This is a genomic window from Sphingobacterium sp. UBA3549, assembly GCF_002376635.1.
Taxonomy (GTDB): Bacteria; Bacteroidota; Bacteroidia; order Sphingobacteriales; family Sphingobacteriaceae; genus Sphingobacterium.
On the sequence record NZ_DFOE01000005.1, the window covers coordinates 21,706 to 33,977 of the forward strand.

Here is a 12,272-nt window from a genome sequence, read left to right on the forward strand (position 1 = left end):
TTAATAAAAAGACTTTATATTTGATAAAAATCTAAATGATTATAGGTTTTTGTTTTGTTTTTGTATTTTTTCAACAATTTTATTAAAGTATTAATAAACACTAATCAGTTTAAACACATGAAAAAAATTATTCCACTTATTGTTCTAGTTCTTTTAGGAGTATTAGGACTTGTATTTCCTTCAATTGACTTGTCTGATTTAAATAAGGCAGAATTTGATACAGGGGATACAGCCTGGTTGTTAACTTCTTCTGCATTGGTGTTGATTATGACACCAGGACTTGCATTTTTTTATGGTGGTATGGTTAGCAAAAAGAATGTGATATCAACCATGATGCAAAGTTTTATCTGCATGTGCCTGATGACAATTCTTTGGGTCATCGTTGGTTTTAGCTTAGCTTTCGGTGACGATATCGGTGGCATTGTGGGCGATCCACGTACATTTTTTATGATGAAAGGTACATTGGGAAATGTTGCATGGGGAGCGCTACCAACCATACCTTTGGTTTTATTCGCTATGTTCCAGCTGAAATTTGCGATTATCACGCCAGCGCTAATCACTGGTGCTTTTGCAGAACGTATTCGCTTCAATTCATTTATGCTATTTATTATTCTATTTAGCATTTTTATCTATATGCCATTGGCACACGCAACTTGGCACCCTGAAGGAATTTTAGCCAAATTTGGCGTTCTTGATTTCGCTGGCGGTACTGTTGTGCATATGTCGGCAGGCTGGGCGGCATTAGCGGCCGCGATCTACTTAAAAGGGCGCAAAATACAAGTTCATAATCCTGCACGTATCAGCTATGTGATATTGGGTACTGCTTTATTGTGGTTCGGCTGGTTTGGATTTAATGCGGGTTCTGCCGGAGGCGCAAATTCCTTAGCAGCTTATGCTTTTGCGACAACAACTACAGCCTCGGCTATGGCAGCTATGGCGTGGATATTTGTTGATATTATCCGCGGAAAGAAACCTTCAGCAATGGGTGCATGTATCGGTGCTGTGGTTGGACTGGTAGCGATCACTCCTGCAGCCGGCTTTGTCAGTATCCCACACGCAATGATAATTGGCCTGGTTGGCGCGTTGGTCAGCAACCTTGTCGTTTATCTAAGAAGTAAAACAAGTATTGATGATACATTGGATGTATTCCCTTGTCACGGAGTAGGTGGTATGGTGGGTATGGTGCTTACAGGTGTATTTGCACATCATAACATCAACCCTGTGGTGGTAGACAACGGGCTGTTTTTTGGTGAAACCAAATTATTCTTTGTCCATATGATCGCATTATTTGCCGTGTCCTTTTTTGCTTTCGTCGGCTCATTGGTTTTATTAAAAATTACTGACCTTATTGCCCCACTTCGTGTCGAAGAAACGGACGAAGAGCTTGGTTTGGATGTGACGCAGCACGCCGAAGCTTTGTAATTTAGATAAAGTAAACTGTTTATATGTTATCCCAAACAATCTTCTACTTAGCAGCTGTATTGTTTGGGATATTTTTTGCACCTTTGCCAAGGTTACATAGCGGCTCAGATTAAGTATTTCAAGCAAAAATTTTCTAAAAGTGAATGTATGAACACGGAGACCAAAGCAACATTGCGTTCTGATTTTGAAAAAATGATGCGTTATTGCATACAGACAAACGGAGATTTCGGATTCAATCTTTTTGGTGACTATGCGGTATCAGCGTTAAATTTCTACGTTGGGAGTTCTATTCTGACAATAAGTGAAAAGCATGAAGCAGCGTTGTTTTTGGCTAACCTTTACAATGCAGGAATCAGAAATGTAATAAGTCACAAAGACCTTGAAGAAATTGCAGACGTGATTGCACAGGACGCAACGTTAAATTACCAGTTGCTCGCTCCGATTTTTTAATTAATGTTTTGTCCATACAAGATCACCTGTCTTATAGCCACATTGAAGAGCATAGGTTAGAAACTCATTTCTAATTTTATCTGGAATATCGGTATCTCTGCCTAAAATCCACATATAATCGAGATTATCGCCGAAGATCAGGGCATACTTGTAATCCGGTGTTATTTTGACAATGTTATAGCCACTGTAAAATGGGCCAAAGAACGATACCTTAAGTGCTCCTTCATTCGGGCTGTTGACAAATTTGGCTTTTCCAATAGATTGTTTCCATCGTTCTTTCTCTTCGGAATATCCCTGGTTATTTACGCGGATCGTACCATTTTTATTCTTACTATATTCGGCGGAAACCTGACTTAAGCCAGTTTCCCAACGAAAGTCGAGCCGGGCTATTTCATACCACTTTCCAAGATATTTATCCAAATCGAATGGATCGACAACATCGGGCCGCGAAATGACCGGTTTAAGGGCATTGTATGCGACTGTTCCTAGTGCTACCGTGGCCAAAAGCAAGAGTGATTTTTTCTTATCCATATTCATTTTTTTCGAAATTATTTGTTAGTAAAACAACAATTTTAATACCAATAAGGTTTAGAGAAGCCGGGCTATTTTATTAATTTTGTTGACTTAAAAATTGTATTGGTGTATTCAAGGGAAGAGATAAAACAATTAAAACATTCGTTCTGGACGAAGTTTGGTCAATTTATGGCATTACATTTATCTGCGGATGGAGAAAAAGCAAATTGGATTAACTACAAAACAGGTGTTAAGCATTTGTATTTTAAAATGGATGCAGATAAAAATGAAGCGAAAATCGCGATACAGTGGTCGCAGCCGGATGCTGGTATCAGGGCATTGATGGCTGAGCAGTTTCTTCAGTTTAGAGCTTTACTGCATGATCTGCTCGGAGAAGAGTGGATTTGGGAGATGGATGGAAGAGATGAATATGGAAAGCCAATTTGTCAGATTTATACCACTATGCAAGGGCATAGTGTTTTTAGAGAAGCGGATTGGGCCGAACTTATTTCGTTTTTTAAGCCCCGAATGATTGCGCTGGATGAATTTTGGTCGTCCGCAAAATATGCGTTCGACTTATTTAAATAAATTTAATTTAACTATACAAAGATGGGGTTGATACCCATTCAAATCAACAGTTTAAAAACCGGCTAAATTGCGCTGGAAGTTGATTTGAGGGGAAAAACAGCATCATTTAAAACAACTATTCAATGAGAAAAATAATTAAGGGTTTGCTCGTGTTGACTTTGTGCTTTCAGCTTTCATCGGTATTTGCATGGGGAACGATCGGACATCGTGTGGTCGCTGAAATTGCAGAACGTCATTTGACTAAAAAAGCGAAAAAGAATATCGGAAAAATTATTGGTAAGCAAAAGCTTGCTTATTGGGCAAATTGGGGTGACTTCATTAAGTCGGATCCTAATCCCGAATTTAAAAAATTAGGCAATTCACATTTTATCAATTTAAATTCCAATTTACCTTGGGCAGAGTTCCAGTTGGGGCTTGAAAATTCTGCCGATGAAAATTTGTATAAGACCGCTATCCGCATCGAACAGTCTTTCGCTGATAAGACTATCGCTATGGAACAGCAGAAGCAAAATCTTTATTTTTTGATCCATATCTTAGGGGATGCGCATCAACCCATGCATGTAAGCCGTGCTGAAGACCAAGGGGGAAATAAGATTGAAGTAAGCTGGTTCGGAAAAAAATCAAATATCCACCGTGTATGGGACAGTGATTTAGTGGATAACGAAAAATATAGCTATACGGAGTACGCAACAGTGCTCGATGTGAATAGTAAAGAGCGAAACCTACAATTGGCGGCTGGAGAACTTTCAAATTGGCTCTATGAATCCAATCAATTAGCGGAAAAAATATATGCTGATGTAGCAAATAATGCCAATTTATCCTATTCGTATGTTTATCAAAATAAAGATGTGATGGAACAATGTATGTTGAAAGGTGGCTTACGCCTGGCTAAAGTTTTAAATCGGATCTTTGGTTAAGATATCGCTTATAAGTTTTATAGAGAAAGGCTGTAGAATAAACGAAAATTACCAGTAGAAATCAGAATTGGATTCGGGCGACAGCTTTAACGTATTAATTCCAAAAAAAGGAGACCAAAATCAGTTAGAATTTGGTCTTTTTTTATGTAAGCTGCATAAAACTTCAAAAATTATTTGTTGTCAAGTTGATGAGACAGACTTTTAATACAGCTTCTTTTTTCTTGGTATATACTATCTTTTGAAGCCCTAAAAAGGTTTTTATGTTTAGGTTTAAACAATGCCCAAAGATCATTTGTTTTCTTCGTAATAAATCAAAGTTCGATGACTATTTCCCAATTGCTTAAAAAAATTGTTCCATTTGCCAAACCTTACAGGCGATTGATCTTTTACACCTTACTTTTGACTGTCGTGGGATCTTTTGCCGCACAGATCAATGCTTTTATCTTGCGCTATACAGTCGATCGAATTAACGATTTGATGGTCGCCAAAGAGCCTTTGTCTAAGGGTATGTATATCGTTGGAATAATCAGTATCATTTTGCTGGTTAAAGAGATCATCTACGCGATCGTTCAGTTTGGCCAGAAATTTTATGGTGAGAAACTTCGTATCTATATCGCAAGGGATTTTTCTCAATCTATTGTCAATCGTATCTTGACGTATAAATTAGCCTTTTACACGTCCTCAGACAACGAAAGCGGCAAATTGGCCACTCGCATAGACGCTGGGATCAGTTCATTAACGCGGTTAGTACAGAATTTTTTTATTGATATTTTACCGTTATTTGCAAATGCGATTATTGCACTTATCTGTATGTTTTACGCGAACGTATATGTAGGTTTGGTTGGGGTTGCTGTCATTCCCTTATACCTGTACATTGGGCAAACCCAAGCATCAAAACTGACCGGATTTAGACGGCAAATGCGGAAATATCGTGAATCCAAAAATAATCGAATTATTAGTTTGATCGATTCCATATTAGTGATCAAATCATTCGTTCGGGAACCGGAAGAGGCCAAGCGGCATGAGACGATCCAATACGTGATGACTGAAAATCAAATGGCAACTCGGAAAACTAGTTTTCTATATGATAGCATTAAGAATTTCGTCGAACAGATTGCCGTTGTTATTATTATTGTTTTAACATCCTATCTAGTGCTTTCGGGGCAGATCACTATTGGGGCAATCATGTTTCATATTATGTTGTTTAACAACGTTTCTGCGCCAATACGTCAGCTTCATCGCATTTATGACGAGGTCAATGATGCATTGATCTATTCGGAGTCTTTTTTTGAAATCCTAGAGTCCGATGAGCAGATCGAATCTAGAGGTGAATATAAACCTGAGCAGATCAGAGGGCATTTGGAACTTAGGAATGTGTTTTTTGAGTACCCAAACGGTACTGTCGCTTTGAAAGATGTAAGTTTCGATATCAGACCGAATGAAATTACAGCTTTGGTCGGTCTAAGTGGAGCCGGGAAGAGTACGATCATCAATTTATTGGATAAATTTTACGAACCTGCTGAAGGCCAAATTTTTTTGGATGGAGTGGATTTGGCGAAATATGATACCGCATTTCTTCGTCAACAAATTGGAATGGTGTTGCAAAAAAATCACATTTTTAAGGGAACGATTTTGGAGAATATTGAATATGGAAAAATTGGGAGTTCAAAAGATGAGATTATGGAAGCCGCTAAGAAAGCCTATATTCATCAACAGATCATGGAGCTTCCAAAAGGTTATGATTCAGATGCGCAATCTTTATCCGGTGGTCAACAGCAACGGATAGCCATCGCACGGCTGTTCCTAAAAAATCCGCCGATTATCTTTTTGGACGAGCCAACGGCGAATTTAGATGCTATCGCTACCGAGCAGATTAAGAATAGTTTGGATGCCATAAAAAAGGATCGTACAGTAATCATTGTTTCTCATAGTATCTCTCAGATCATTGATTCCAACGCGATTGTTGTAATGGAAAAAGGTCGCGTCGCCGAAAAGGGCAAACACGAGGATCTTTATGCGCGTAAAGGCACATATCACGCTATTTTTTCTGCCATGGCCAATAGTTTGAATCTGAGTAAAATAAGTAAGACATTGCAGGGTGGCGGAAGATAAAGATTATGGTCAGGCCGATCGGCTATGTAAGATCATTCCCATCACCACCATGACAATCCCAATGGAGGAATAGCCATTTGGAAGTGCAGCATGTAAAATAAGGATTTCACCAATTAAAGTAAAAATAACTTCCATCGCCTGGGTGGCTTCTACGGCAGCAAGTGCCTTATGGTCGTGATGCACAAGATCGGTCGCTGTAAAAAATAAAAGTGTCGCTATCACGCCCGAACATAGCGCAACTAGGAAGGTTTGCAAAAGCTGACTATCTGTTGGTAATCCATTTTCTGAATAGCCAAATAGACTAAGCACGATCCAAAAAGGCATACTACAGATTGTCATGCCTAACGTGCGCTGAAAAGCATCTAGTCTATTCCCTGATATTTTCATCATTTTACGGTTGCCTAAAGGGTAGGCGATGGCACCAACCAATACTGGAATTGTCCCCAACAGCATGGTATTTAGCGAAGTGGATTGAGCCTCCGCAATTTGCATGAGAAGGATGCCGATAAAAATAATAATAGAAAACAGGAGGGAAGCTTTTGATATTCCTTTTCGATACCCCCTCTTCTCGATTAAAGGACCAATGAACATACCGGCAATGATGGTAAACTCGAAGGTACTCGCCACGAGCCAAGAGGGGCCGTAATTGGCACCAAAGGTTAGCGTTGCATAGAACAAACCGAAACCAATCGTACTCCACAGCAGCCATTGTACTACATTTGATTTTATTTCTTTCAATAAACTACGGAGATTTCCCCGGATAGCGACGATAACGAATAATATGGGTAACATCCAAATAAAACGTAAAGAGGCCGTCCATTGCCAACTTCCGCCGGAGACGGCCATAATGCGATTGAGAACAAAAGTACTGGCAAAGAAAAGCGCCGCTAAAGTCCCTAGAAGGATAGCATTATTTTTATTCTTTTTTAGTGTAAATTGGAAAAGCATAATTAAAGTGAATAGGATGTATACTTCAATTTGTGAAAGTAAGCAAATGCCTCTTTAATTGAAAATGAAACAAAAAGTAATTGATTTTTATCACGATTTTCTCATTTAAAATTCCTTATTTTGCCTAATCAATAAAACAAGTAGTAAGAAAATTAATCAAGATGATTATACAACCAAGAACTAGAGGTTTTATTTGTTTAACCTCGCATCCACAAGGGGCTGCGCAAAACATTAAAAATCAAATTGAATACGTAAAATCCAAAGGTGAAATCGCGAATGGACCAAAAAAAGTGTTGGTAATCGGAGCTTCAACTGGATTTGGTATTGCATCTCGGATTTCGGCAGCATTTGGTTCTGGAGCTGCTACAATCGGTGTGTTTTTCGAAAAACCTGCAGCCGAAGGCAAACCTGGTACTGCCGGATGGTACAATTCTGCAGCTTTTGAGAAAGAGGCGCATGATGCGGGATTATATGCCAAAAGCATTAATGGGGATGCTTTTTCTGATGAAGTGAAAAAGCAAACTATCGAACTTATTAAAAAAGATTTAGGACAGGTTGATTTAGTGGTTTACAGTTTGGCTTCACCACGCCGTACTCACCCCAAGACTGGTGTCGCACATGCTTCTGTTTTGAAACCAATACAAGAGCCTTTTACCAATAAGACTGTAGATTTTCACACAGGTGTAATTTCAGATATTACCATTCAGCCTGTCGAAAATCAAGAAGATATTGCTAATACAGTAGCAGTAATGGGAGGAGAGGACTGGAAATTCTGGATTGAAGATCTTAAAGCTGCTGGCGTATTGGCTGAGGGCGCGAAAACCGTCGCCTACTCTTATATAGGACCTGAACTTACTTATCCAATTTACCGTAATGGTACTATTGGTCGTGCCAAAGACGATTTAGAAGGAACAGTGCCTGCAATAAATGCTATTTTGAGCGATATTCATGGTGTTTCTTATGTATCGGTTAACAAGGCCTTGGTCACGCAATCAAGTTCGGCTATTCCCGTTGTTCCTTTGTATATTTCTCTTTTGTATAAAGTGATGAAAGAAAAAGGTATCCACGAAGGCACAATTGAGCAAATGCAACGTTTATTCGCTGAGCGACTATATACTGCTGACGGAAAAGTTTCCCTCGATGAAAAAGGCCGTATCCGTGTTGACGATTTGGAGATGCGTCCGGATGTTCAGGCAGAAGTTGCAGCATTATGGGAAAAAGCAACCACTGAAAATTTAGCAGAAATTTCAGATATTGAAGGCTATCGCAATGAGTTTTTCAATTTGTTCGGATTCAATTTCGACGGTATCGATTACAACGCAGATACAAATGAAGTTGTTGGAGTGCCGAGCATTGAAAGCTAAAATACACGAATTAGCATAAAAAAAGAGCGGCTGATAGGTGAAAATTCAGCCGCTCTTTTATGAAATATATCTTCTGTAAATCGCTTTTATGAACTCATGCTGTCGCTAAGCAAGTGCTTTTCTTTTCGTATAAATAAGGTTTCCAACCACCGCAAAACCAATAGCAACCATAATTGAACTAAAGGGATAGATAGCGCCCATCCCCATATTGTTTGCCACAAAACCGATCAGAGGCCCCGTGATTCCCAAAGAAATATCAATAAATAGACCATAGGCTGCTAAAGCCGAGCCCTGTTGGCTTTGGTCGACTCTTTTAATCGCTTCAACACCAAGCGCAGGAAAGACTAGTGAAAAACCAAGACCGGTCAATGCTGCCCCCAATAAGGTCCAAATAGGGTTAATAACTGTAGCAATCAGTAATAATCCTAATGATTCAACAAAAAGACTCAGCAGTGCAACTTTTAAACCACCATATTGATCAATAACCTTATTGAATACAAGTCTGGTCAAGATGAAGAAAATTCCAAATACCGTTAAACAGGACGCTCCGTTTTGCCAGTCAAAATGCTCATAATAGAGTGTCATGAAAGTCGAAATGCTTCCGAAGCCAAGTCCACCCAAAGCAAGACAGATTCCAAACGGAGCTACTAAAAGTAATACCCGTTTGAAGCTGACCTTTTCAGTCCTTTTTCGAACAACCCGGTAAGGCGTTTTTGAGCGGCAGTATACATAGCCTAGTATACCAACAACAATTGTTAGCACACCTAAAGCTTCGTAACTGATATGATTTACCATGAGGACACCTAAGGGAGCGCCAATAGCCAATGCGCCATAGCTCGCTATGCCGTTGAACGAGATCGCTTTAGCTGCATGCTCATCGCCAAGTTCCATAAGAGCCCAATTTATGGGGCTGGCACCGACCATACCCTCAGCAATTCCAGTCAGTAATCTGGTGATTACCAAAAGTCCTAAACTGATAAAGGGCTGTGATTTAAATAGGAAAACAAGTAGAAGCAGGACACCAGACATGGCAAAAAATAGCATACTGCGCAAAACAGAAACTTTTGGGCCCTTTGTGTCAACTATTTTTCCGGCATAACCGCGAAGTAAAAAAGTAGCAATGTATTGAATGCTAATGACCAATCCGGCGACAATTGTATTAAATCCCAAAGTCTGGTGAATAAAAATGGGTAGGGTAGCAAGTGATAGGCCGATAGTGAAATAACCGAGGAAGGTTAAAGAAACATAGCCTAAAATCTTTTGATTGACCTCCCGAAGAGAAACTGTCATCTTAAAAATTTTAGGCAAAAATACGTCTTTAAGCTTATTTTTTGAAATTAAATCAATAAACAACTGTCTCTTTAATATCACAATTCTTTTCGAGCCATTGTTGATCAAATTGTTTTGGGGAAACTCTTTTACCCTGGTAGATGTAATAAATTTTTTCGACCTCGCCCTTTACTGGGGGGCCAGGGATTTTGTTTACTATTTTTTCTTCGGGGCAGTCTTGTATTAAAACCTGCTGCTCAAGTTGACGAGTTCTGCATGAGAAGAGCATAGATACAACGATAAAAAGAAAGGATAGTTTATTCATGAGTTTAGTTTTTAATAAGATAGTTAACGTATCAATTGCTGGGAGTGCGACACGAATTTGTGAAATGGAATACAACTTTTTGAACAGCCATTTGTTCTATAAAAGTACCTGAAGTGCTAGAACAGCCGACAGGGAAATTTATGTTATAAAATTAGTTTAAATAGTTATCGTAGAAAACATGAAAAGAAAAGCAACAGCCCAATGGAATGGCAATCTTAAAGAAGGAAAAGGTAGCCTGACTACCGATAGTACAGTATTAGATCACACCCAGTATTCATATTCAACGCGGTTTGAAAATGGTGTTGGAACAAATCCTGAAGAGTTATTGGCTGCAGCGCATGCAGGATGTTTTACCATGCAATTGAGCGCCTATCTTTCTGAAGAAGGTTTTGTTCCTGATGAGTTGACAACTGTATCAACAATTGTGATGGAAAATGGCTCCATTGTACGGTCTGAACTGGAGTTGAAAGCGAAAGTTCCTTCAATAGACGAATCTAATTTTCAGACAATAGCGCAGAAGGCTAAAGAGAACTGCCCCGTAAGTAGGGCATTTACGTTTGAAAAAACGTTAAATGCAGAGTTGTTGTAACCGATTTTCTACAATGAACAAAAACGTATTCTTTCTTCGTAAAAAGAACAAAAAGATGTTATTTTGGTCGGATAAAGAATAGGTAATAATATTGAATTTTAATCAATCAAATTTTGGTTCAGAAAAAGAAAAACAAGGTAAATTCCACGGAACTGGCAGAAAGAAATAGTGAGGCGGGAAAGATATTTTTGGAAATGCATGCACATCAAGATGGTGTCGTTGTATGCGCTTCGGGCTTGCACTATAGGGTATTGACAAAAGGAGGCGGGCAGATACCAAAAAAGTCCGCAAAGGTTATATGTCATTACAAGGGTGAACTCTTAGACGGAACCGTATTCGATAGTTCCTATAAGCGGAAGCGGCCAGAAACGTTCTACATCAATGAACTGATCGTGGGATGGCAAGAAGCAATTTCAAAGATGCCTGTCGGGTCTATTTGGGAGGTGTGCCTTCCACCAAATTTGGCTTACGGAAAAGAGGAGTTGGTTTCTGGAAAAGGAGGGCAATGTACTTTATTATTTCAGATTGAGTTAATTGCCATTTTAGCTTAGCGCAAATGAACTTCATAAAAAAAGGNNCCTTTTTTTATGAAGTTCATTTTTATTCTACTTCTTTGATTTTAGCATTGATTTCGGCAGTTTTAGCCTCATCCTGCATAAAAATATAATAGTTCTTCAAATTGGTTAATGCATCTACATTTTTAGGCTGCAAAGAAACTGCTTTTTCTAAATAAGGAAGCACTGGCTTTAATTCGGCTTTAATCTTATTTAATTCAGCATCATACTGTGCCTGTGTTAACTTTCTATTATTATTAACAACATTTAATTTTTCACGCGTTTTGTTCATCAGTGTGATGGCCAAATTCGTATTTGCCTCAAAAAAGTTTGGATCGATTTCCAATGCTTTCTTATATGCTGCAACTGCCGCCTCATCATTCTTTGCGGAAGATTGAGCGATACCTAGGTAATAATTTAAGCTTTTATTGTTAGGATCTTTCGCTAACTGCGCTGTAATAGCATCAATTGTTTCCTTTTCATGACCTGTAATTAAATTCAGCTCAATATTCTGCGTCATTGCTGCGTTGTCGTCAGGATAAGCTTCAGCTGCTTTTTTTGCATATTCCAGTGCAGATGTTGTATCCTGCATCGATAGATACAACTTAGGTAAGTCTACCATAATTGTTTTATGCGAAGAGAAATCTTTTCTTGGAATCAATTCTTTGTAGCGTTCAATTGCATTTTTATAATCTTTGTTAGATAATGCCGCAACCCCACTGTAATAGGTCACTAACGTATCGCCAGGAAGATAGGTCAATGCTTTTGTAAAAGAGCTATACGAATCAGCATATTTTTGAGCTTGATATTCTTCTGCACCTAAATTGAAGTTATATTGCCCTAAGATTTGTTCTGCAACCGAAATATTCGCTTTATTGGCACCATCTGTATCCAGTTGTTTTGCTTTAGCAATTCCATCTTCTGCCAATTTTGCCAATTCAGAAGATTTATCAATTGTCGATAGATTAGCATTTACTAACGCATAAACTGTCCATGCCTCGGCGTTATCTTTAGTTTTTTCGTTGATTACAGCAGCATCAATAGCTTCCTTTGCAGTTTTCAGGTTGGGCAAACCCAACTGTAACGTGCCAGCATCTTTCAATTCCTGAAATTTTGCCAGGCCAGTTTTCGCCTTTTTTATATTACCGGTTTGCGCAAAGGAAACTGAGGTACATACAGTACCCATTGCGGCTAATAATAATAGAGATTTTAAATTCATAT

Annotated in this window: 13 protein-coding genes; 8 read left to right on the forward strand and 5 right to left on the reverse strand. The window is 38.8% G+C overall.

Features of this window, described 5'->3' with window-relative positions; translation table 11 throughout:
• The first annotated feature begins 117 nt into the window (after positions 1–117).
• Together B2W36_RS03035 and B2W36_RS03040 are read left to right on the forward strand one after the other, a co-directional pair.
• Positions 118–1,422, forward strand: coding sequence for an ammonium transporter (locus tag B2W36_RS03035; RefSeq protein ID WP_209579208.1), 1,305 nt, complete (start codon positions 118–120; stop codon positions 1,420–1,422).
• 147 nt (positions 1,423–1,569) lie between these two features.
• Positions 1,570–1,872, forward strand: a complete 303-nt coding sequence (locus B2W36_RS03040) for a hypothetical protein (RefSeq protein WP_293884583.1) — start codon at positions 1,570–1,572, stop codon at positions 1,870–1,872.
• Here B2W36_RS03040 and B2W36_RS03045 read toward each other — a convergent pair whose 3' ends face one another.
• Positions 1,873–2,403, reverse strand: a complete 531-nt coding sequence (locus tag B2W36_RS03045) for a lipocalin family protein (RefSeq protein WP_209579210.1) — start codon at positions 2,401–2,403, stop codon at positions 1,873–1,875.
• A gap of 108 nt (positions 2,404–2,511) precedes the next feature.
• On the opposite strand from B2W36_RS03045, the gene B2W36_RS03050 reads away from it, so the two are divergent.
• The 3 genes from B2W36_RS03050 to B2W36_RS03060 all read left to right on the forward strand — a co-directional run bounded on the left by B2W36_RS03050 (position 2,512) and on the right by B2W36_RS03060 (position 6,002).
• The gene (locus tag B2W36_RS03050; protein ID WP_293884585.1) at positions 2,512–2,973 is read left to right on the forward strand and encodes a DUF4268 domain-containing protein; all 462 of its coding nucleotides are present in this window, start codon (positions 2,512–2,514) and stop codon (positions 2,971–2,973) included.
• Between the two features lie 122 nt (positions 2,974–3,095).
• Positions 3,096–3,890, forward strand: a complete 795-nt coding sequence (locus B2W36_RS03055) for a S1/P1 nuclease (RefSeq protein ID WP_293884586.1) — start codon at positions 3,096–3,098, stop codon at positions 3,888–3,890.
• Positions 3,891–4,211: 321 nt separating this feature from the next.
• Positions 4,212–6,002, forward strand: a complete 1,791-nt coding sequence (locus B2W36_RS03060) for an ABC transporter ATP-binding protein (protein WP_293886437.1) — start codon at positions 4,212–4,214, stop codon at positions 6,000–6,002.
• Positions 6,003–6,011: 9 nt separating this feature from the next.
• Here the strand turns inward: B2W36_RS03060 and B2W36_RS03065 are convergent, their stop codons facing one another.
• Positions 6,012–6,950 carry a multidrug resistance efflux transporter family protein gene (locus B2W36_RS03065; protein WP_293886438.1) on the reverse strand — a complete coding sequence of 313 codons (939 nt, stop codon included), beginning with the start codon at positions 6,948–6,950 and terminating at the stop codon, positions 6,012–6,014.
• Positions 6,951–7,111: 161 nt separating this feature from the next.
• On the opposite strand from B2W36_RS03065, the gene fabV reads away from it, so the two are divergent.
• On the forward strand, positions 7,112–8,314 hold the full coding sequence (gene fabV / locus B2W36_RS03070) for an enoyl-ACP reductase FabV (protein WP_293886439.1): 1,203 nt from the start codon (positions 7,112–7,114) through the stop codon (positions 8,312–8,314).
• A gap of 105 nt (positions 8,315–8,419) precedes the next feature.
• Here the strand turns inward: fabV and B2W36_RS03075 are convergent, their stop codons facing one another.
• Together B2W36_RS03075 and B2W36_RS03080 are read right to left on the reverse strand one after the other, a co-directional pair.
• Positions 8,420–9,604: an MFS transporter gene (locus B2W36_RS03075; protein ID WP_293884590.1), complete on the reverse strand. Its 1,185-nt coding sequence runs from the start codon at positions 9,602–9,604 to the stop codon at positions 8,420–8,422.
• Between the two features lie 52 nt (positions 9,605–9,656).
• Complete coding sequence (locus B2W36_RS03080) at positions 9,657–9,908, reverse strand: hypothetical protein (protein ID WP_209579217.1); 252 nt, start codon at positions 9,906–9,908, stop codon at positions 9,657–9,659.
• 178 nt (positions 9,909–10,086) lie between these two features.
• On the opposite strand from B2W36_RS03080, the gene B2W36_RS03085 reads away from it, so the two are divergent.
• A complete protein-coding gene (locus B2W36_RS03085; protein ID WP_209579218.1) occupies positions 10,087–10,497 on the forward strand; it encodes an OsmC family protein in 411 nt (136 codons plus the stop codon).
• Between the two features lie 113 nt (positions 10,498–10,610).
• Positions 10,611–11,048, forward strand: a complete 438-nt coding sequence (locus B2W36_RS03090) for an FKBP-type peptidyl-prolyl cis-trans isomerase (RefSeq protein ID WP_293886440.1) — start codon at positions 10,611–10,613, stop codon at positions 11,046–11,048.
• Positions 11,049–11,097: 49 nt separating this feature from the next.
• Here B2W36_RS03090 and B2W36_RS03095 read toward each other — a convergent pair whose 3' ends face one another.
• Complete coding sequence (locus tag B2W36_RS03095; RefSeq protein WP_293886441.1) at positions 11,098–12,270, reverse strand: tetratricopeptide repeat protein; 1,173 nt, start codon at positions 12,268–12,270, stop codon at positions 11,098–11,100.
• Positions 12,271–12,272 lie beyond the last annotated feature (2 nt).

Coding starts and splice junctions, on each gene's coding strand:
- B2W36_RS03065 (WP_293886438.1), bottom strand. CDS start 6,950: ATGCTTTTCCAATTTACACTAAAAAAGAATAAAAATAATGCTATCCTT.
- B2W36_RS03055 (WP_293884586.1), top strand. CDS start 3,096: ATGAGAAAAATAATTAAGGGTTTGCTCGTGTTGACTTTGTGCTTTCAG.
- B2W36_RS03095 (WP_293886441.1), bottom strand. CDS start 12,270: ATGAATTTAAAATCTCTATTATTATTAGCCGCAATGGGTACTGTATGT.
- B2W36_RS03085 (WP_209579218.1), top strand. CDS start 10,087: ATGAAAAGAAAAGCAACAGCCCAATGGAATGGCAATCTTAAAGAAGGA.
- B2W36_RS03045 (WP_209579210.1), bottom strand. CDS start 2,403: ATGGATAAGAAAAAATCACTCTTGCTTTTGGCCACGGTAGCACTAGGA.
- B2W36_RS03040 (WP_293884583.1), top strand. CDS start 1,570: ATGAACACGGAGACCAAAGCAACATTGCGTTCTGATTTTGAAAAAATG.
- fabV (WP_293886439.1), top strand. CDS start 7,112: ATGATTATACAACCAAGAACTAGAGGTTTTATTTGTTTAACCTCGCAT.
- B2W36_RS03075 (WP_293884590.1), bottom strand. CDS start 9,604: ATGACAGTTTCTCTTCGGGAGGTCAATCAAAAGATTTTAGGCTATGTT.
- B2W36_RS03035 (WP_209579208.1), top strand. CDS start 118: ATGAAAAAAATTATTCCACTTATTGTTCTAGTTCTTTTAGGAGTATTA.
- B2W36_RS03060 (WP_293886437.1), top strand. CDS start 4,212: ATGACTATTTCCCAATTGCTTAAAAAAATTGTTCCATTTGCCAAACCT.
- B2W36_RS03080 (WP_209579217.1), bottom strand. CDS start 9,908: ATGAATAAACTATCCTTTCTTTTTATCGTTGTATCTATGCTCTTCTCA.